Source organism: Curtobacterium sp. MCBD17_019, assembly GCF_003234555.1.
In the GTDB taxonomy this organism is placed as follows: Bacteria; Actinomycetota; Actinomycetes; order Actinomycetales; family Microbacteriaceae; genus Curtobacterium.
In genome coordinates, this window is record NZ_QKTT01000004.1 from 142,142 (window position 1) to 161,932 (window position 19,791).

Annotated in this window: 14 protein-coding genes; 7 read left to right on the forward strand and 7 right to left on the reverse strand. The window is 74.2% G+C overall.

The window, feature by feature from the left end; genetic code table 11:
• Window positions 1-67: 67 nt before the first annotated feature.
• The 4 genes from DEI82_RS05640 to DEI82_RS05655 form a co-directional block, all read right to left on the reverse strand.
• Complete coding sequence (locus tag DEI82_RS05640) at window positions 68-1,036, reverse strand: NAD(P)-dependent oxidoreductase (protein ID WP_111036065.1); 969 nt, start codon at window positions 1,034-1,036, stop codon at window positions 68-70.
• Window positions 1,033-4,020 (reverse strand): alpha/beta fold hydrolase, encoded by a 2,988-nt coding sequence (locus DEI82_RS05645; protein WP_258371976.1) that lies wholly within the window; start codon window positions 4,018-4,020, stop codon window positions 1,033-1,035. Before DEI82_RS05645 ends, DEI82_RS05640 begins: the two co-directional genes overlap by 4 nt.
• Window positions 4,017-5,006 carry a 3-oxoacyl-ACP synthase III gene (locus tag DEI82_RS05650; protein WP_258370104.1) on the reverse strand — a complete coding sequence of 330 codons (990 nt, stop codon included), beginning with the start codon at window positions 5,004-5,006 and terminating at the stop codon, window positions 4,017-4,019. The genes DEI82_RS05645 and DEI82_RS05650 overlap by 4 nt, the downstream gene beginning before the upstream one ends.
• Window positions 5,007-5,155: 149 nt before the next feature.
• Entirely contained in the window at window positions 5,156-6,124 is a 969-nt protein-coding gene (locus DEI82_RS05655) for a TIGR03557 family F420-dependent LLM class oxidoreductase (RefSeq protein ID WP_111026830.1), read from the reverse strand.
• A gap of 176 nt (window positions 6,125-6,300) precedes the next feature.
• On the opposite strand from DEI82_RS05655, the gene DEI82_RS05660 reads away from it, so the two are divergent.
• The 4 genes from DEI82_RS05660 to DEI82_RS05675 all read left to right on the forward strand — a co-directional run bounded on the left by DEI82_RS05660 (window position 6,301) and on the right by DEI82_RS05675 (window position 13,639).
• Window positions 6,301-8,838 carry a carboxylate--amine ligase/circularly permuted type 2 ATP-grasp protein gene (locus tag DEI82_RS05660; protein WP_111036066.1) on the forward strand — a complete coding sequence of 846 codons (2,538 nt, stop codon included), beginning with the start codon at window positions 6,301-6,303 and terminating at the stop codon, window positions 8,836-8,838.
• 1 nt (window position 8,839) lies between these two features.
• The gene (locus DEI82_RS05665; RefSeq protein WP_111036067.1) at window positions 8,840-10,639 is read left to right on the forward strand and encodes an N-acetylglutaminylglutamine amidotransferase; all 1,800 of its coding nucleotides are present in this window, start codon (window positions 8,840-8,842) and stop codon (window positions 10,637-10,639) included.
• Complete coding sequence (locus tag DEI82_RS05670; RefSeq protein ID WP_111036068.1) at window positions 10,636-12,543, forward strand: S9 family peptidase; 1,908 nt, start codon at window positions 10,636-10,638, stop codon at window positions 12,541-12,543. Before DEI82_RS05665 ends, DEI82_RS05670 begins: the two co-directional genes overlap by 4 nt.
• A 112-nt stretch (window positions 12,544-12,655) precedes the next feature.
• Window positions 12,656-13,639, forward strand: coding sequence for an XdhC family protein (locus tag DEI82_RS05675; RefSeq protein WP_258370084.1), 984 nt, complete (start codon window positions 12,656-12,658; stop codon window positions 13,637-13,639).
• An 11-nt stretch (window positions 13,640-13,650) separates the two neighbouring features.
• Here DEI82_RS05675 and DEI82_RS05680 read toward each other — a convergent pair whose 3' ends face one another.
• Genes DEI82_RS05680 through DEI82_RS05690 form a run of 3 tightly spaced genes read right to left on the reverse strand, consistent with a single transcriptional unit; the run spans window position 13,651 to window position 17,392 of the window.
• Window positions 13,651-15,744, reverse strand: a complete 2,094-nt coding sequence (locus DEI82_RS05680; protein ID WP_111036069.1) for a xanthine dehydrogenase family protein molybdopterin-binding subunit — start codon at window positions 15,742-15,744, stop codon at window positions 13,651-13,653.
• Entirely contained in the window at window positions 15,741-16,781 is a 1,041-nt protein-coding gene (locus DEI82_RS05685; RefSeq protein ID WP_111036070.1) for a xanthine dehydrogenase family protein subunit M, read from the reverse strand. Before DEI82_RS05685 ends, DEI82_RS05680 begins: the two co-directional genes overlap by 4 nt.
• Window positions 16,778-17,392, reverse strand: a complete 615-nt coding sequence (locus DEI82_RS05690; protein WP_111008562.1) for a 2Fe-2S iron-sulfur cluster-binding protein — start codon at window positions 17,390-17,392, stop codon at window positions 16,778-16,780. Before DEI82_RS05690 ends, DEI82_RS05685 begins: the two co-directional genes overlap by 4 nt.
• A 92-nt stretch (window positions 17,393-17,484) precedes the next feature.
• On the opposite strand from DEI82_RS05690, the gene DEI82_RS05695 reads away from it, so the two are divergent.
• From DEI82_RS05695 to DEI82_RS05705, 3 genes are all read left to right on the forward strand, one after another.
• Complete coding sequence (locus DEI82_RS05695) at window positions 17,485-18,621, forward strand: acyl-CoA dehydrogenase family protein (RefSeq protein WP_111036071.1); 1,137 nt, start codon at window positions 17,485-17,487, stop codon at window positions 18,619-18,621.
• 143 nt (window positions 18,622-18,764) lie between these two features.
• The gene (locus DEI82_RS05700) at window positions 18,765-19,193 is read left to right on the forward strand and encodes a hypothetical protein (protein ID WP_111012686.1); all 429 of its coding nucleotides are present in this window, start codon (window positions 18,765-18,767) and stop codon (window positions 19,191-19,193) included.
• Window positions 19,194-19,273: 80 nt separating this feature from the next.
• Window positions 19,274-19,786, forward strand: coding sequence for a DUF427 domain-containing protein (locus tag DEI82_RS05705; protein WP_181434671.1), 513 nt, complete (start codon window positions 19,274-19,276; stop codon window positions 19,784-19,786).
• The last annotated feature ends 5 nt before the right edge of the window (window positions 19,787-19,791 follow it).

The following is a 19,791-nucleotide window of genomic DNA, read 5'->3' on the forward strand; positions in this document are numbered from 1 at the left end:
CAGCGGCAGCGGCGGCAGCGGCAGCAGCGGCGGAGCGCAGGCGCAGCGTCGGCGGCCGCGCGCCGCGTCAACGCCTGGGCACGGCCGCGAGCCGCCGGAACCCCTCGTCGAGCGACACCGCGGGCGTCCACCCGAGGTCGGCCCGGGTCCGCCGCTGGTCGAACCAGTGCGAGGTCGACATCTGCTCGGCCAGGAACCGCGTCATCGGCGGCTCGTCGCGCCCGGGTCGGACGCGCCACAGCGCCTCGACGGCGGACCCCGCGACCCGGGCGAGCCCCGCCGGCACGTGCAGCGTCGGCGCCGGCACGCCCGACGCCCGACAGATCCCCGCCAGGAGTTCCGCCACCGGGCGTGGCTCGCCGTTCGTGACGACGTACGCGTTGCCGTGGACGTCCTCGGCCCGGTCGAGTGCGGCCACCATGGCGCTCGCCGCGTTGTCGACGTACGTCGTGTCGATCAGGGCCGCCCCCGCGTCGAGCAGCGGCAGCCGCCCCGCCCGGGCGCGCTCGACGATCCGGCCGACGAGCTGGGTGTCGCCCGGACCCCACACCAGGTGCGGGCGCACCGCGACGACGGCGAACCCGGGAGCGTCGGCCGCCAGCGCAGCGAGCTCGGCCTGCGCCTTCGTGCGGGCGTAGTCCCCACGTGCGCGGAACGGATCGGCGGGCGCGGCGTCGTCGCCGACGATCGAGGCGCCGGCGTGCGCCACCGAGGGCGAGGACACGAACACGAACCGGGACGCCCCCGCCGAGCGGGCCGCGGCGAGCACCGTCCGCGTCCCCTCGACGTTGACGCGCGCGAAGTCCGCGGGGTCGCCCGCGAGCGACACCTTCGCGGCGAGGTGCACGACCGCGTCGGTGTCGGCGACGGCCGCCTCGACGTCGGCGGCCGACGTCAGGGAGCCGAGCCGGTCCTCCAGGCCGAGGACGCCGGACGGGCGCCGCTGGAAGGTGTGCACGGTGTGACCGGCGTCGCGGACCGCGGCGGCCACGGCGCGGCCGAGGAACCCGCTCGCGCCCGTCACGAGCACCCTCACGGTCGCACCATCCGGCCCCCCGCGAGCACGCCGGCGGCCCAGCGCGCCACGCGCGTGCGGTCGATCTTCGAGTTGTGTCGGATGTCGGTCGGGAGGCGCGGCACGACCAGCACCGCCGCCACCGGCACGTCGACGGTCGCCCGGACCCGCTCCGCGAGCGCGGGGTCGGCCAGGTGCGGCCGTCGCGGCGCCGGGGTGGTCTCGACGACGGCCACGACCTGCTGCGTCCCGGCGGGGCCGACGCCCACGACGGCCGCGCGGTCGACCTCCGGCACGGACTCGATGCGCTGCTCCGGTCCGACGGGGGTGACGACGCCCGACGCGGTGGCGACGACGTGGGGGAGCCGCCCCTCGACCCAGAGGCGCCCGTCGGCGTCGAGGTGTCCGACGTCGCCGGTGCGGTGCCAGCGACGGTCCGTGCTCACCTGCCGTCGCGCCGCGAGGTCGGTCAGCCACAGCCGGTCGTAGTGGTCCTTGCCGTGCGGCGCAGCGAGGACGATCTCGCCGGTGACCTCCGGTGTCGTGCCGAGGGGACCCGTCGCCGCGCCGAGGTCGTCGAGGGGTGCGATGCGCACGGCGACACCGGCGGCGGGTTCCCCGACGCACACGCCCCCGCCGGTCCCGGCCCCGGTCCCCCTTCCGCGAGATCGCAGTCCTTGCCGTTCTGACCCCTGCGACACCGGCGACAACTGCGATCTCGCCGGGGTGTGGGCGGGGCCCACCGCGGCGGCTCGGATGCCCGCGAGGTCGATGTCCGTCATGAGCAGCCCCTCGGTCATGCCGTACGGCGTGTGGGCGCTCGCGGCGGGCATGAGTCGAGCGGCCTCGGCGAGGAGCGGTTCGGGCACGGGAGCGCCCGCGGACAGGAACAGGCGGACGCGTCCGAGCGCGGCGTGGTCCTCGGCGGTCAGCGCATCGGCCGTGGCGACGACGTTCGCCAGCGCGGCGGGCGACAGGAACACGACGACGCCCTCGCCGCTGGGCTCGGTCCGGCCGGTCCCTTCGGTCCCCGCGGTTCCTTCCGCCGAGATCGCAGTCGTTGCCGCTCCCGACCCGGTCTGAGCGGCAACGACTGCGATCTCGCGGAGGGGAGGGGCGGCGGCGGCGGCCGCAGCGGCGACCGCGCGAGCCGTCAGGGTCCGGGGCGCCGTGACGTCCATGTCGGGCGTCACCGACCGGGCGCCGAGCGCGGGTCCGAGCAGGGCGAACGGCGCGAACCCCGCCACGAGCCCGGTGCCGACGCCGACGCCGTACTGCGTCGCGAGGGCGTCCCGGACGGCGGCGAGCTGCGCGTGCGTGTAGACGACGCCCTTCGCGGGTCCGGTCGATCCCGAGGTGAACAGCACCGCGGCCGTGTCCGTCGGTGCGGGTGCCGCCGGCAGTGCGACCCCGGCACGGAGCCGGGCCGCGCCCCGCCTGGCGAGCCCCGCCAGCGTGTGCTCGACCCCGAGGGCGACACGGGCCGCCGGGGGGACCGAGGGCGTGGCGATGCGTCGACCCGGCCAGCCGAGCGCGCGGGCGGCGGTGAGCCCGGGGAGCGCGCCGACGAGCCAGTCCGGTCGGGCGCCACGCACGGCCCGCGTGAGCCCGCGGACCCCGAGGCCGGCGTCGGCGACGACGACGACCGCCCCGATGCGGACGCAGGCGTAGAGCACGGCGGTCAGGTCGGCGCCCGGCGTCACGAGGAGCGACACGCGGTCGCCGCGCTGCACCCCGGCGTCGGCCAGGCCGGCGGCGATCTCGCGGACGCGACGGCTCAGGAGCCGCCAGCTGACGGAGCGTGGGGGACGGCCGCCGCCGGGCGCCATCTCGACGAGGGCGACGTCGTCGGCGTCGGCGAGTTCGTCGAGGGCCGCCCACACCGGGCGGCTCACGTCGGCATCGGCCCGGAGGCCCGCACCGGCGTCGGTGTCGGTGTCGGTGTCGGCATCGGCATCGGCATCGGCCGGGAGGCCCGCACCGACCTCGGTGGGCACGTGCCCCTCGGGCAGACGGTCGCCGAGCCACGCGAGGACGGCCCCGGCGACGTCGACGTCCTCCGGCAGCAGGTGTCCGGCGCCCTCGAAGCGGTGCACGTCGGCGTGCGGCATCCGCGTCGCCAGGTCGTCGAGGTAGCGCTCGAGGAACACCGGGTCGCGCGGGCCCCACAGCACGAGGGCGGGGACGCCGAGCGCGCGGACGCCCTCGGCGATCCGGTCGAGTTCGACGGCGCTCGGGTGGCGGTCGTCGACGGGGATGTCCGCCACGAACCCGCCGATGCCGCCCCGTCGGTCGGCTCCGCGGTACGGCGAACGGTAGGCGTCGCGCACGGGAGCGGGGAGCGGCGGGTGGGCGATCGCGAGCGTCGTCTCGAGGAACCCGGGTGTCAGGACCGTCGCGCGCCCGAGCACGGACGGCCGCAGGGCGAGCCGGAGCGGCGCGGGGATCGGGGCGTCGGCGGGTTGGTGCACGGCGGTGTTGCACACGACGACGCCGGCGAGCAGATCGGGGTGGTCCACGGCCCAGCCGAGGGACACGACGCCGCCCCAGTCGTGCCCGAGGGTGACGACGGGACCGGTGAGGCCGAGTTCGTCGGTGAGAGCGCCGAGGTCCGCGACGCGCTGCGCGAGTCCGCGGGGCACACCGCTCCGCTCCGAGTACCCCATGTCGAGCTGGTCGACGGCGACCACGCGCCAGGCCGGACCGCCGGCCCGGGCGGTCTCGGTCGCGGCGGTGAGCACGCTGCGCCAGAGGTACGACCAGGTCGGGTTCCCGTGGACGCAGAGGACGGTGCCGACGGGCTCGACCCCGAGCTCGGCGAGCTGTCCCGCGTTGTCGAGCAGGTGCCAGGTGCGCGTGGCGGGCGACGGGCCTCCCGGCGCGTGCTCGGGCCCGACCGCGGGGGTCGCGACGAGTCGCGACCAGGCGGGGTCGAGTCCGGGGAGGTGCGGGGGGAGCGCGGCGGGCGCGGTCGCCGCGGCGGCGCGCGGCAGGCCGGACCTCACCAGTCGATCTCCATCATGGCGGTGTTGAGGCCGGAGCCGACGCCGCCGAGCAGGACGCGGTCGCCGCGCCGCACGTTGCCGGCCTGGACCTCTTCGGCCAGGGTGATCGGGATCGACGCCGGACCGACGTTGCCGTACCGCGAGTAGGTCACGGGGACGCGGTCGCGGTCGATGTCGATCGCCTCGACGATCGCCTTCATGTGGATGTCCGACACCTGGTGGAAGATGTAGCGGTCCATGCCGCCCCAACTCCAGTCGCGCTTGGCCTCGTTCCAGGCGGACACGACGAGCTCGACGCCACCGCGGAGCAGGGCCTTGGCGTCGGTGAACATGCCGTCCACGCTGCCGACGCAGAGGTCGTACCACTGGGTCGCGGCTCGGGTGACGCCGCCGTGGATGCGGTGCCCCTCCGGGTGGACGTCCATCGGGCCGAGCACGGCGGCCGCGGCACCGGACCCGAGGGTGAGGCTCGCGAACTCGCTCATGAAGTCCTTGCGGTTCCGACCGCCCTCGCTCAGGCGCGCGATCGTGTTGAGCTGGACCTGGTCGGCGTCCTCGCCGTCGATGACGACCGCGTACTGGATCTGACCGGAGTCGATCATGCCCGCGGCGACGCTCATCGCGTTGACGAACCCGAGGCACGCGTTCGCGATGTCGAAGTTGATCGCGGACGTCGGCAGCCCGAGCCCGTGGTGCAGGCGGACCGCGACGCTCGGCTCGAGGTGCGGGCGGGTCACCGACGTGTTGATGAGCAGCCCGACCTGGTCCGGGCGGACCCCGGCCTCGGCGAGCGCCCGGCGGGCGGCGTCGATCGCGGCCTCGTCGAAGCTCTGCTCGGGGCCCCAGTTCCGACGCTCCTTGACGCCCGCGACCCGCTCGAGCAGGCCCTTCGGGAGGCGGAGGCGTCGGAGCACGGGGTGGAGGCGCTCCTCGATGTCCGCGGACGTCGTGACGCGATCGGCGATCGTGGTGGCGACGGCGAGCAGGCCGACGTTCTCGTGACGGGTGGTGGCGTTGCCGGGGGCGGGGAGGTCGGCCCGGCGCGTCTCTGGGGTGGCTGCGGGGCGGTCTGTGACGGTTGACACCTCATCAATGATGCACCCCTCCCGCTGGGCGGTGTGCGCGTCGACGGTCGTCACAGCGCGCGGAGCTTCTCCAGGAGGGGACCGGCGGCCTCGTCGAGGAACCGGTCCTGACCCTCGTCGCCGACCTGGACGATCGCGATGTCGGTGAAACCGGCGTCGAGGAACGGCCGCACGCTCTCGGCGAGTCGGTCGAGGTCGGGGCCGCACGCGATCGACTCCGCGACGTCCTCGGGACGCACGAACTGGCTGGCGCTGTCGAACGACGCGGGGGTGGGCAGGTCCGCGTTGACGTGCCAGCCGCCGGCGAACCAGCGGAACAGGTCGTGTGCCCGCGCGACCGCGGCGTCCTCGTCGGGGTCCCAGCAGATCGGGATCTGGCCGATCTTGCGTGACGGGGCGCCCTGGTGGTGCTCGTCCCACCCCTGCACGAGCTCGGGCACGGGATCGGTGGTGATCATGTGGTCGCCGAGGGGTGCGAACCGCTCGATGCCCTTCGCGCCGGACACCGCGACGCCGATCGGGACCCCGCCGTCCGGGACGTCCCAGAGCTTCGCCTGGTCGACGCGGAAGTGCGTGCCCTCCCACGTCACGACGTCACCGGACTCGAGCGCGCGGATGATGTGGATGGCCTCCTCGAGCATGTCCTGTCGTTCGCCGACCGCGGGCCAGCGTTCCCCGACGATGTGCTCGTTGAGGTTCTCGCCGGCACCGAGCCCGAGCGTGAACCGGCCCTCGGACAGGATCTGGAGCGTCGCGGCCTTCTGGGCGACCACGGCCGGGTGGTACCGGATCGTCGGGCAGGTCACGTAGGTCATGAGCTCGACCGTGCTCGTCACCTGCGCCACGGCGCCGAGCACGGTCCAGGCGTAGGGGGCGTGCCCCATGCTCTCGAGCCAGGGGAAGGCGTGGTCGCTCGACACCTCGAAGTCGTACCCGACGTCCTCGGCCTTCTGCGCGTACCGGACGAGTTCGCGGGGGCCGCTCTGCTCGGTCATCAGGGTGTAGCCGAAGTTCGTCATCAGGGTGCTCCTCGTCAAGGGTGTCCGGCTTCCTCGTCTACGCCTCGACGGCCGCGAGCGCGCATCCTGCCGCCGCGGATCGGGTGCCGCGGGTGCTCCGCGGGGCCGGGATCGGGGAAACACCGCCGACACGGCCCGGACACCCCACCGACACGCCGCCCGCGTAGCGTGCAGGGATGAGTGCAGAGCTGACGCTGGGCGCCGAGGAAGAGCTCCACCTCATCGACCTGCAGACAGGGCGGTTGTCCGCCAAGGCCCCCCAGCTCCTCCCGGGCCTGCCGCCCGACCGGTACGGTGCCGAGCTGCAGCGGACGACGATCGAGACGAACGTGCCGGTGGTGCGGGACCTCGCGGACCTCCGGACCGAGATCGTCCGGCTCCGGACGGACCTGACGGCGGCGATCGCCCCGCACGGGCTCGCGATCGGGAGCGTCGGGACGGCACCGCGCTCGGAGTTCGCCGACTTCGAGCTGACGTCGACCGGCCGGTACGGGCGCATGCAGGAGCAGTACCGGATGCTCGTCGACGAGCAGCTCATCTGCGGGCTGCAGATCCACGTCGGCGTGAGCGACCGCGACCTGGCGGTGCAGATCGCCCAGCGGGTCGCCCCCGCGCTGCCGGTGCTGCTCGCCCTGAGCGCGAGCAGCCCGTACTGGAACGGCCAGGACACCGGGTACGCGAGCATCCGGAGCATCATCTGGCAGCGCTGGCCCACCGCGGGGTCGTTCGGCCGGATGACGAGTGCGGCGGAGTACGACCGGATGCTGCAGGACCTCATCGCGAGCGGGGTGATCGCCGACTCCAAGATGGCCTACTTCGACGTCCGGCCGTCCTCGCACGCCCCGACGCTCGAGCTGCGGGTGTGCGACGCGACGCCGATCGTCGACGATGCCGTGCTCATCGCGGGCCTGTTCCGCGCCGCGGTCCGCCACGCCGAGCAGGACATCGAGCGCGGTGACGAGTGGCACCCCCGCCGGGAACCCCTGCACCGGGCGGCGATGTGGCAGGCGGCCCGTGGCGGCCTGTCGGGCGAGCTCGTCGGGCTCGGCGAACACCCCGAGCGGCTCCCGGCCCACGTGGCGGTGCGGCAGCTCGTCGACCGCCTCCGTCCGCAGCTCGAGGAGCTCGGGGACTGGGGCCTGGTCGGGACGCTCGTCGAGGAGACCCTGGCCCGCGGCAACTCGGCGGACCGGCAGCGCACGGCGTACGCCGAACGCGGGGAGCTCGACGACGTCGTCGATCTGGTGGTCCGCGAGTCCCGGAGCGATCCCGACGTCGGCGCCGACGAGCGCGCGGTCGCCATCCCCGGCTACCACGTGCGCGCGGGCGACGAGGCGGTCGGTCCGGGCGCCTTCCCGCGCCCGGTCTTCCGCGACCTCGCCGGGTACCTCCGTGGGTGGGACGACGACGAGGCGCTCGCCCGGTGCGCCGCCCGCGACGCGTGGACGGAGCGGGAGCAGCTCGGGTTCGTCGTCGGTGGTGCCCGGCAGCCGTTCCACTGCGACCTCGTCCCGCGCATCGTCAACCCGTACGAGTGGGGCCAGCTGCAGCGCGGGCTGACGCAACGGGCACGCGCGATCGAGGCGTTCCTCCAGGACGCGTACGGCGATCGGCGGATCGTCGCCGACGGTGTGCTCCGCGAGTCCGACGTCGTCGGCGCGGCCGGGTGGCGCGATGAGGCCACGCAGCTGCCGGCGGGCACGGTCCGGGCCGCGGTGCAGGGGTTCGACGTCGTCCGCAACGAGTTCGGCGGATGGCGGGTCCTCGAGGACAACGTCCGCTCACCGAGCGGTGTGGCGTACGCGCTCGCGGTGCGGCGGCTCATCGACGACGTCCTGCCGGACGCGCCTCGCCCGACGGGGCTCCGGGACGCACGGAGCGTCCTGCCGCTGCTGCGCGCGACCCTGGCCGCCCCGGCACGCGCACGCGGCGTCGCGGACCCGACGCTCGCGGTGCTGACGAGCGGGCCGTCGAGCGCGGCCTGGTACGAACACCACACGCTCGCGGACGAGGCCGGCATGCTGCTGCTCACCCCCGACGACGTCGCCGTCCGGGAGGACCGGGTCGTCGAGCGATCGACCGGTCGCGTCGTCGACGCCCTCCTGATCCGCATCGACGGCGAGGTGGTCGACATGACGAACGACGCCGACCCGGACCTCGGCGAGCACGTCCTCGCGGTCGCCGCCGCGGGGGACGTGTTCCTCGCGAACGGCCCGGGCAACGGTCTGGCCGACGACAAGTCGATGTACGTCTCGGTGCCCGACCTCATCTGGTACTACCTCGACGAGCGACCGTTGCTCGAGTCCGTGCCGACGTACCGGACGCGGGACGAGTCGGAGCGCCTCACCGTCCTCGAGCGCGTCGGCGAGCTCGTGACGAAGCCCGTCGACGGCGAGGGCGGCCGCGGTGTGCTCATCGGACCGAGCGCCAGCGCGGAGGAGGTCGCCGACCGGCGGACCGCCATCGCCGCCGCTCCCGAGGCGTGGGTGGCGCAGGAGGTCGTCCAGCTGTCCTCGCACCCGACGCTCACGCCCGCCGGGCTCGAACCCCGGCACGTCGACCTCCGCGCGTTCGTGTACCTCACGGGGACCGGAGCGGACGAGGCGCACCTCGCCGACGTCGCGCTGACCCGGGTGGCGCCCGAGGGCAGCATGGTCGTCAACTCGTCCCGGGGCGGCGGAGCGAAGGACACGTGGATCGTGGGAGGGGACTGACATGTGCGGACTCGCGGGAGAGCTCCGGTTCGACGGCCGTCCGGCGGACGTCGGCGTCGTCGCCACGATGTCCGCCTGCCAGGCCCACCGCGGCCCCGACGGCGACGGGCTGTGGGCACGGGGGCCGGTCGTGCTCGGGCACCGGCGCCTGTCGATCGTCGACCTGTCGTCGGCCGGCGCCCAGCCCATGGTCGACGCGGCGCTCGGGCTCACGATCGTGTTCAACGGGATGGTCTACAACTACCCGCAGCTGCGCGAACAGCTCCGGGCCGCGGGCCACACGTTCGCGTCGACGTCGGACACCGAGGTCGTGCTCAAGGCGTACGCCGAGTGGGGCACCGCGTTCGTGGACCGGTTCCTCGGCATGTTCGCGGTCGCGATCTGGGAACACCGCTCGGGGCGGCTCGTGCTCGCCCGCGACCGGCTCGGGATCAAGCCGATGTACGTGTCGCACACGCGGGACCGCATCCGGTTCGCATCGACGCTGCCGGCGCTCCTCCGCGGCGGCGAGGCCGCCGGCGCGGACACCGACACGTCGATCGACCGAGTCGCCCTCGCCTCGTACATGACGTTCCACTCGGTCGTCCCCGCGCCGCGGACGATCATCGCGGGCATCGAGAAGCTCCCGCCCGCGACCGTCCGGGTGGTCGAGCCGGACGGGTCCGCGCGCGACACCCGGTACTGGGAGCCGTCGTTCATGCGGGACCCCGCACGGGCGGACTGGACGCCGGAGGACTGGCAGGAGGCCCTCGTCGCGCACCTGCGGACCGCCGTCGAACGGCGCATGGTCGCCGACGTCCCGGTGGGCGTGCTCCTCTCGGGTGGGATCGACTCGTCGCTCGTCGTGGCGCTCCTCGCCGAGGCCGGCCAGCACGACCTCGCCACGTACAGCATCGGGTTCGAGTCCGCCGGGGGCGAGTCCGGCGACGAGTTCGCGTACTCGTCCGTCGTCGCGCGGGCGTTCGGAACGGACCACCACCGCATCCCGATCGCCTCGGACGCCCTGCTGCCCGGGATCGACGGCGCGGTCGCCGCGATGAGCGAGCCCATGGTGTCGCACGACTGCGTCGCGTTCTACCTGCTCGGACAGGAGGTCTCGAAGACGATCAAGGTCGTGCAGTCGGGGCAGGGCGCGGACGAGGTCCTCGGCGGGTACGACTGGTACCCGCCGCTCGCCGGGGTCCCGCGGAACGAGGCCGCGGAGGCGTACAAGCGCGTGTTCATGGACCGCCGCTGGCCGGCCCTGCGACGCCTGCTGCGGCCCGAGTGGCTGCCCGACGAGGACACCCCGAGCGCGTTCGTCGACGCCGCGTTCGCCCGCCCCGGCGCCGAGGACTCGGTCGACGCCGCGCTCCGCATCGACACGACGGTCATGCTCGTCGACGACCCCGTCAAGCGTGTCGACACCATGACGATGGCGTGGGGCCTCGAGGCGCGGGTCCCGTTCCTCGACCACGAGTTCGTCGAGTTCGCCGCCACGATCCCCACCGAGCTCAAGCTCGCGGACGGCGGCAAGGGTGTCATGAAGCGCGCTGCGCGGGGGATCGTGCCGGACGCCGTGATCGACCGGCCGAAGGGGTACTTCCCGGTGCCGGCGATCCGGCAACTCGAGGGGCCGTACCTCGACCGCGTGCGGGACGCCCTCACCGACCCCGCGGCCCTCGAGCGCGGGATCTTCGACGAGGCGAGCGTCGCGGCGATGCTCGCCGACCCGAACACCACCCGCACGACGCTCGGCTCGAACGCCCTGTGGCAACTCGCGCTGCTCGAGATGTGGCTCCAGACACAGGGGATCCGATGACCGACGTGACCGATCTCGTCGGCGTCGCGCACGCGGTGGCGCTCGGCGACGCCCTGACCGACGCGTGGGGTTCATGGGGTCCGACGATGACCCGTGATGCCCGACGCGTCGCGTTCGTCAGCGACCGGCACGGCACCCCCGAGGTGTTCGTGCAGGACGTCGTGGTCGGCGGCCCTCCGCCCGAGGCCCGGCGGATCCCGCTGTCGGACGACCCCGTCGTCGCCGTGACCTGGTCCGCCGACAGCGCGTGGCTCGCGGTCGCGGTGGCCACGGACGGCGGGGTGAAGCAGCAGGTGTGGGTGGTCCGGCCGGACGGCTCCGACGCCCAGCAGATCGCGGGCTCCCGGTACCAGCACGCCGAGCTCGGCCCGTGGAGCCGGAGCGGGCACCGCGTCGTCGTCACGCTGCCCTCGACGGAGCCGGAGCAGCCCGCCCGCGCGTACCTCGTCGACCCGGCGACCGGGCAGCGGGACGACCTGGCGGTGGGGGAGCTCATCCACATCCTCGACCTGTCCGTCGAGGAACGCCTCGTCGTCCTCCGTGACGGCCAGCGGGGCGAGGAGTTCGTCGTGGTCGTCGACCGCCTGACGGACGAGGACCACCCGCTCCTCACCCCACCGCACGAGGGCTCCGCCGAGATCGCGCTGCTCCGCCCGGCACCCGCGAGCGGCACGAGTCCGCTCGTCGCCTACATCGCCACCGAGGCCGGACTCCCGCGACGCCAGCTCCTCGCGATGCCCCTCGGGCCGCACGGATGGCGGGGACAGGCCCGCGTCCTCGTCGGGCGCGACGACGCCGACCTCGAGTACCTCGACGCGGACGACGCCGGCCGCACCCTGCTGCTCGGGTGGAACGTGGCGGGGCGGACGGAACTCGACCTCGTCGACACGGCCACGGCCTCCCGGACGACCGTGCCGGACCTGCCGGGCGCCGTCGTGACCGACCCGGTGCTGAGCCGTGACGGCCGGAGCGTCGTCCTCGCGGTCGAGGGACCGACCCGTCCCCGCGAGCTGTGGCGGCTCGACACCGCCGCACTCACCTGGACCCGGGTGACGGCGGTGCCCGAGCTGCCGGCCGTGCCGCTCGTCGAGCCGACCCTCGAGACCTTCCACGCCCGCGACGGCCTGCCGATCACCGGGTGGCTGTACCGGGTCCCGGCGGCGGCGCGCGACGCCTCCCGGTCCGCCGAGGTCGACGGCGTCCCCCTCGCACCGGCCGGACCCGCGATGCTCCACCTGCACGGCGGACCGGAGTCGCAGGAACGGCCGACGTTCTCACCCCAGCACCAGGCCATGGTCGCCGCGGGCATCACGGTGTTCGCGCCGAACATCCGCGGCTCGAGCGGATCGGGCCGCGAGTTCGTGCACGCCGACGACCGCGAGCGCCGGTGGATGGCGCTCGCCGACGTCGTCGACGCGGCCCGGTTCCTCGCCGACGCGGGCATGGCGGACCCGGCGCGCATCGCCGTGACGGGCCGGTCGTACGGCGGGTACGCGACCCTCGCCTCCCTGGCGTTCACGCCGGACGTGTTCGCGGCTGGGGTGGACGTGTGCGGCATGTCCGACTTCGCCACGTTCTACCGCGACACGGAGCCGTGGATCGCCTCCGCCGCCGCGACGAAGTACGGCCACCCGGTCGACGACGCCGACCTGCTGCACGCGCTCTCGCCGATGCGGGCCGTCGACGACGTCCGCGCGCCGTTGCTCGTCGTGCACGGCGAACTCGACACGAACGTGCCGATCGGCGAGGCGCACCAGGTCGTCGCCGCGCTGCGGGAGCGGGGCCGCCCGGTGTCGTACCTCGAGCTCGCCGGGGAGGGGCACGAGTACCGGCGGCGGGAGTCGCGACGGACGCTCGTGGCGACGATGGTCCGGTTCCTGGCCGACGTGCTCGGCGCCGGCTGACGCTGTGGCCGACCGCCGCCACCGGTGGTTGGCTGTGAGGGTCGGGTCGGGAGGCCCGGACCGCCGCACCCGGAGCGGGTGCGGCCGACACGACGACCGGGAGGACCAGCACGTGTTCGAGATCGCCGACCGGATCCTCGCCCGACTCGACGCAGGCGAGGCCGTCGCCGTCGCGACCGCCGTGGGCGTGGACGGGAGCGCGCCCCGCGGCGCCGGGACCTCGATGGCCGTCACCGTCGACGGCACCGTGATCGGGAGCATCTCCGGGGGCTGTGTCGAGGGCGCCGTCTACGAGATGTGCGAGCGGGTCCTCGCGTCCGGCGTCGCGGAACTCGAGTCCTTCGGCCACGACGACCACCCGTTCGCGATCGGCCTGGCCTGCGGTGGACGGGTCGAGGTCCTCGCGACCCGGCTCACGCGCGACGACCTGGTCGCCGTCGACGCCCTGCGCCGAGCCGCGGCCGGGCGTCCTGCCCGCGTGACGCGGGTCCTCGAGGGTCCCCGGCTCGGAGCGATCGTGGCCCGGCCGGACGAGTGCTCGGACGTCCGGAGCGCCACCGAGCGCAACGAGCCGGCACCGCGCATGGTCGTCGTCGGCGCGGTCGAGTTCGCGGTCGCACTCACCAACGCGGCGTCGACCCTCGGTTACCGGGTGACGGTCTGCGACCCCCGCCCGGTGTTCGCGACCCCGGAACGGTTCCCCGCCGCGGCCGAGGTGGTGGTCGCCTGGCCTCCGACGTGGCTCGCGTCCGCGGGGCTGGACGCCGACACCGCGGTCGTGGTCGTGAGCCACGACGACCGGTTCGACGCCGAGGTCGTCGCGCTCGCCCTCGAGCGGGGCGCCGGGTACGTCGGGGCCATGGGATCGCGGCGCACGCACGAGCGGCGGATGCAGGAACTCGCAGGGCTGGGCGTGACGGACGTCGCACGACTGCGGTCGCCGATCGGCCTGGACCTCGGTGCGGAGACCCCGGAGGAGGTCGCCGTGTCGATCCTCGCCGAGGTGCTCGCAACGAGGAACGCCACCAGCGCCCGGCCGCTCCGGGAGCGCTCCGGGAACATCCACCCGGCGCGGGCGGCGTCCACCGCGTCCTGACCCGGTCGGCGTCAGGCCCGCGAGGGCAGCGCCCCGACGAGCTTGTCCGGCTGCACGGGCAGGGAGCGGATGCGGACACCGGTTGCGTGCCACACGGCGTTGGTGACGGCGGCCGCGGCCCCGACGATCCCGATCTCGCCGATCCCCTTGCCGCCCATCGGCGCGAGGTGGTCGTCGCGTTCGTCGAGCCACTCGACGTGCAGGTCCTCGACGTCGGCGTTGGCCGCCACGTGGTAGGTCGCCAGGTCGTGGTTGCCGTAGTCCCCGAGCACGGGATCGAGCAGGCCGTGCTCGTGCAGGGCCATCGACAGGCCCATGGTCATGCCGCCGACGAACTGCGATCGGGCGGTGCGGGGATTCATGATCCGTCCCGCCGCGAACACCCCGACCATGCGGGGGACCACGACCTCACCCGAGTCCAGGTCGACCCGCGCCTCGACGAACTGCGCGCCGAACGCCTGACGGACGTACGGGCCCATGGCGGCGACGTCCTCGGTGGTGTCGACCACCACCTCCAGGCCCTCGGGCGGCACCGGCTGACCCTCGTCGAGCAGCGCGGTGAGGTGGCGGCACGCCTTCGTGACGGCCCACCCCCAGGACGCCGTGCCGGACGAGCCGCCCGCGACGGACGCGACGGGCAGGTCGCTGTCCGCGATGCTGATGTCGATCGCCTCGACGGGGACCTCCAGCGCGTCGGCGGCGATCTGCGCCATCACCGTGCGCGCGCCGGTGCCGATGTCCGTCGCGTTGACACCGATCGCGTAGCGTCCGCCGGGCAGCGCCGTCGCCCGGGCACCGCTCTGCTGGGCCATCGCGGGGTACGACGACGCAGCCACACCGGTGCCGACGAGCCATCGGCCCTCGCGTCGAACGCCGGGCCGTGGGTCGCGGCCGTCCCACCCGAACAGCTCGGCGCCCCGGCGCAGGCAGACGACGAGGTTCCGGCTGCTGAAGGGCTGCCCGGACTCCGGGTCGACCTCCGGGTCGTTGCGCACGCGGAGCTCGACGGGGTCGATCCCCGCGGCGATCGCGAGTTCGTCCATCGCGGACTCGAGTGCGTACATGCCGGGGCACTCGCCCGGGGCCCGCATCCACCGCGGTGTCGGGACGTCGAGGCCTGCGAGGCGGTGCGTGACGAGCATGTTCGGGGCCCCGTACATGTGCCGGGTGACCTCGCCGGTCTGCTCCGCGAACTCCTGGATGCTCGACGTGTGCGAGTACGCCTGGTGCGACACCGCCGTCAGGTGGCCGTCGGTGTCGAGCCCGAGCCGCATGCGCGAGATCGTCGGCGTGCGGTAGCCCGCGATCGCGAACATCATCTGCCGCGTGTAGGCGATCTTGACGGGTCGACCCGTCACCATCGCCGCCATGACGGCGAGCGGGACGTTCGGCCGTGGGGATCCCTTCGACCCGAACCCGCCGCCGACGTGTTCGGCCCGGACGCGTACGGACGAGGGGTCGAGCCCGAACAGCGCGACGATCGTCGACTGGTCGGGGCTCGTGCCCTGCGACGCGTCGACCACGTCCAACCGGCCGTCGTGCCAGTGCGCGGTGGTCGCGTGCGGTTCCATCGGGTTGTTGAAGAGCGCGGGCGTCCGGTACGTCGCGTCGATGCTCGTGGCCGCCGTGGCGAGGGCGGCGTCGACGTCCCCCTCGCTCGAGTCGGTGGCGAACCCCGCGTTCACCTGCTCGGGCGCGTAGAGCTTCGGGTGGTCCTCGGTGAGGACGACGTCCATGCCCTCCTCGGCGTACTCGGGCACGAACCGGGCTGCCGCCTCGCGGGCGGTCTCGAGGGTCTCGGCCACGACGAGGGCGACCACCTGGCCCCGGTACGCGATCCGGTCGGACTGCAGCACGAGCAACTCGGCGTCGTCCGACTCCTGCAGGCGCGGCGCGTCCTCGTGGGTGAGCACCGTGACCACACCGGGCATGGCGCGGACCTCGTCGGCGTTCGTGGCGACGATCCGACCCGTCACGACGGAGGCCTGCACCGGCCAGGCGTAGAGGACGTCGTCCTCCGGCCCCTGCTCGAAGGCGTACCGCGCGATGCCAGTGGTCTTCTCCCGCCCCTCGAGGCGGGCGAGGGGAGCCCCGATCGCGGTCACGCCGCGGCCTCGCCGGTGTCCGCCGCGCGACCGTTCGTCGGGCCGGCGGCGTCGTCGACGCCCGTCAGTTCGGCGAGGACGCCGACGACGAGCCGCCGCAGCAGCGGGACCTTGAACGCGTTCTGGTCGGTCGGGGTCGCGGCGGCCAGCTCGGCGTCGGCAGCCGCGGCGAACGCCGACAGGGTCACGGGGCCGCCCCGCAACGCGTCCTCGGCGGCGGAGGCGCGCCACGGCTTGTGCGACGCGGCACCGAACGCGATCCGGACGTCGCGGACGACGTCGCCGTCGACGTCGATCGCGGCCGCGACGGAGGCGAGTGCGAAGGCGTAGGACCGGCGGTCGCGGGCCTTGCGGTACGTCGAGTGGGCGGCGAACGGCAGCGCGGGGATCGTCACGGCGGTGATGACCGCCCCGATCGGCAGGTTCGTGTCACGCTCCGGCTCGTCGCCGGGGAGCCGGTAGAAGTCGCCGATCCGGAGCGAGGACGGCCCCTCCGTGGTCGTGAAGTGCACGGTCGCGTCGAGTGCGGTGAGCGCCACGGCCATGTCGCCGGGGTGCGTCGCGATGCACGAGTGGGACGTGCCGAGCACGGCGAGTTCGCGCGACAGGCCCTCGATCGCCGGACAGCCCGTGCCCGGCTCGCGCTTGTTGCACGGCTTGCTCACGTCGTTGAAGTACACGCACCGGGTCCGCTGGAGGAGGTTGCCGGCGGTGGTCGCCCGGTTCCGGAGCTGTCCGGACGCCCCGGCGAGGAGTGCGCGGCTCAACACCGGGAAGCGCGTACGGACGGCCGGATGCGCGGCGAGGTCGGCGTTGAGCACGCCCGCGCCGATGGTGAGCGAGCCGTCGGGCTCCTCCACGACGTCCGTCAGACCGAGGTGGGACACGTCGACCAGGCGATCGGGCCGCTCGACGCCGAGCTTCATGAGGTCGACCAGGTTCGTGCCGCCGGCGAGGGGCTTGGCCGTCGGCTCCGCCGCGAGTCGCCGGACCGCGTCGTCGACGTCCGTCGCGCGCTCGTAGTCGAACGTCTTCACCGTGCAGCCCCTGTCGTCTCGTCACGCCGCTGCGTGCCGTCGGTGTCGTCGGTCTCGGTGTGCACGTGCACCGCGTCGGCGGCGTCGGCGTCGTGGACCGCCGCCACGATGTTGACGTACGCACCGCAGCGGCAGATGTTGCCGCTCATCCGTTCCCTGATCTCGGCGTCATCGAGGACGATCTCGTCGGCCGCGAGGTCGGTGGTGACGTGGCTCGGCATCCCCGCACGGGCCTCGCGGAGCGCGCCGATGGTCGAGCAGATCTGGCCCGGCGTGCAGTACCCGCACTGGTACGCGTCGCGCTCGAGGAAGGCCACCTGCACCGGATGGAGATCGTCACCGTCCGCGAGTCCCTCGATGGTCGTCACGGCGCTGCCCTCCGCCGCGACCGCGAGCACGAGGCAGCTGTTCACCCGGCGGCCGTCGAGGAGCACCGTGCACGCGCCGCACTGGCCGTGGTCGCAGCCCTTCTTCGAGCCGATGAGGTCGAGTCGCTCGCGGAGCACGTCGAGCAACGACGTGCGGTTGTCCACCACCAGCGGGCGGTCCTCGCCGTTGATCCGCAGCGTCACCGCCGTCGTGGGTACTGCATCCCGCACCGAAGCGTCCATGGGTGGAACGTACCCATGGTCGGCTGGTGTGTCCGGAGGCAGGAGCGTTCCTGTGGACGGAGTACCGTCGGCTCGTCCCTGAGGAGGAGTCCATGCGCCTGACCGAGCAGCAGCGGTCGTACCTCGACGCCGTGCGTGCCGTGTGCGCCGAGCTCGTCCCGGACGAGGAGGCCCGCCGCCGCCTCTCCCGCGACGACACCGCGCTCAACGCACCCGAGGCCTTCGCGCTGTTCGCCGACCGGGGTCTGCTCGGGGTGTCGCTGCCCGTGGCCGACGGTGGCGGCGGACGGACGTTCACCGAGGAGTGCCTGCTCCTCGAGGAGACGGCGCGCGCGGGCGTGCCGCTCACGGCCTACTCGACGGCGTTGACCGCCGCGCAGAGCTACCTCAAGTGGGGCGACGCCGACCAGCGCCGGACCATCGTGACCTCGATCGTCTCCGGGCATGCCGAGTCGGTCACGTTCACCGAGCCCGAGGCGGGGTCGGACCTGGCGGCGGCGACGACCCGCGCCTCCCGGGACGGCGACGACTGGGTGCTCGACGGCCGCAAGACGTGGATCTCGTTCGCGCACCTGGCGCGCCACCTGCTCGTGCTCGCCCGGACGGACGACAGCGGTGTCCGGCACGACGGGCTGACGCTGTTCATGGTCCCCGCCGACGCCCCGGGTGTGACGGTGCGCCCGATCGAGACGATGGGCGCCCACATGGTGAACGACGTGTTCCTGTCGGGCGTGCGCGCGCCGTCGTCCGCGGTGGTGGGGACACGCGGTGAGGCGTGGCGACACATCGGCCGCGGCCTGGCGGTCGAGCGCGTCATCATCGCCGCCATGAGCGTCGGGGCGGCCCAGCGGGCGCTCGACCAGCTCGTCGCGCACGTCACGACGCGCGAGCAGTTCGGGGCGCCGCTGTCGCGCAAGCAGGCGGTGCGGCACCGCATCGCCGACCTCGCGTCCGACGTCGCGGTGTGTCGCGCGTACGTGTACGAGATCGCCGACCGTGTCGACGCGGGCGAGGAGGACCGGCTCAACACCGAGGCGTCGATGGCGAAGCTGCGCGCCACCGAGACGTACAAGCACACGACGCTCGAGGCCGTGCAGCTCATGGGTGGATCCGGGTACGGCTCGGCCGCGGGCATGGAGCAGCAGCTGCGGACCGCGGTCGCCACGACGATCTACGGCGGCGCGAACGAGGTGCAGCGCGAGATCATCGGGCGCGGGCTGGGGCTCTGACCCGCGTCTCCGCGGCCGGCACGGGCCCTCGACCCGGGATCGGCGCTCGTCCTCGCCGTCCACAGGGCGGGCGTCGGTCGTGCGGTCCACAGGCCCGACCGGGAGGCCCGGAGCGGCTCCGCCACACGGCCAGGCTCGGTCCCATGACCGATCAGAACGCACTCGAAACGCTCCGTGACCGCCCCGTCCACACCGACGCGGACGTGCTCGCCCTCGTCCGGGCGCTGCTCCTGCCCGTCGTCCGCCGACAGTGCTGGCTGTTGTTCCTGGGCGAGGACGCCGTGCCGGTGCAGGTGCTCGTGCCCATCGACGACCTCCCCGCCGCTCCCGAGCCCGACGGCGTGGCGCAGTTCGCGCAGGCCATGGGCGAGATCGTGCCCGACGTCGGCGCCACCCAGGTGATCGTGGCGTGGGAACGGCCTGGCTCGTCCGCACCCCGCGATCGCGACCGGGCGTGGGCCGAGGCCGTCACGGTCGCCTTCGCTCGAGCCGCGGTGCCGCTGCGCGCGCAGGTGCTCGTGTCCGACGACGGCGTGGCGCTCCTCCCGGCACTCGGCGCGGTCGCGGCATGACATCCCCGGTGGCGGCAGGCTCCCTGCGGCTGCAGGCTGCCGGGTGGCCGCTCCCGGGCGGCGCGAGTAGACGGGGGCACATGGCCAGCATCCGCCCGAAGGGCCTGGTCCCGGTGGTCCCGGGACCCGGTCAGGAGTCCGTCTGGGACTACCCGCGCCCACCGCGGGTCGAGTCGACCGCCGAACACGTCGTGGTCCGGCTCGGCGGCGTCGTCGTCGCCGACACGCGGGATGCCGTCCGCGTGCTCGAGACGAGCCATCCACCCGTGTACTACCTCCCGCTGTCCGGGTTCGCCCCCGGCGCCCTCACCCCGGCGGAGGGCGTGAGCATGTGTGAGTTCAAGGGCCGGGCCGGATACCTCGACCTGCACGGGGGCGGCCGGACGGCGCCACGCGCGGCCTGGCGCTACCCGAGTCCCTGGGCCGGGTACGAGGTCCTCGCCGACCGGGTCGCCGTCTACCCGGGGGCCGTGGACGACTGCGAGGTCGACGGGGAACGGGTGGAGCCACAGCCGGGCGACTTCTACGGCGGCTGGGTGACGTCCCGCGTGGTGGGCCCGTTCAAGGGGGCCCCGGGCACGCTCGGGTGGTGACCGCC

What these genes read in the sequence shown, in the direction of transcription:
- DEI82_RS05655 (WP_111026830.1), bottom strand. Translation starts at nt 6,124, where the DNA reads ATGACGAACTTCGGCTACACCCTGATGACCGAGCAGAGCGGCCCCCGC.
- DEI82_RS05660 (WP_111036066.1), top strand. Translation starts at nt 6,301, where the DNA reads ATGAGTGCAGAGCTGACGCTGGGCGCCGAGGAAGAGCTCCACCTCATC.
- DEI82_RS05665 (WP_111036067.1), top strand. Translation starts at nt 8,840, where the DNA reads ATGTGCGGACTCGCGGGAGAGCTCCGGTTCGACGGCCGTCCGGCGGAC.
- DEI82_RS05670 (WP_111036068.1), top strand. Translation starts at nt 10,636, where the DNA reads ATGACCGACGTGACCGATCTCGTCGGCGTCGCGCACGCGGTGGCGCTC.
- DEI82_RS05690 (WP_111008562.1), bottom strand. Translation starts at nt 17,392, where the DNA reads ATGGACGCTTCGGTGCGGGATGCAGTACCCACGACGGCGGTGACGCTG.
- DEI82_RS05695 (WP_111036071.1), top strand. Translation starts at nt 17,485, where the DNA reads ATGCGCCTGACCGAGCAGCAGCGGTCGTACCTCGACGCCGTGCGTGCC.
- DEI82_RS05700 (WP_111012686.1), top strand. Translation starts at nt 18,765, where the DNA reads ATGACCGATCAGAACGCACTCGAAACGCTCCGTGACCGCCCCGTCCAC.
- DEI82_RS05705 (WP_181434671.1), top strand. Translation starts at nt 19,274, where the DNA reads ATGGCCAGCATCCGCCCGAAGGGCCTGGTCCCGGTGGTCCCGGGACCC.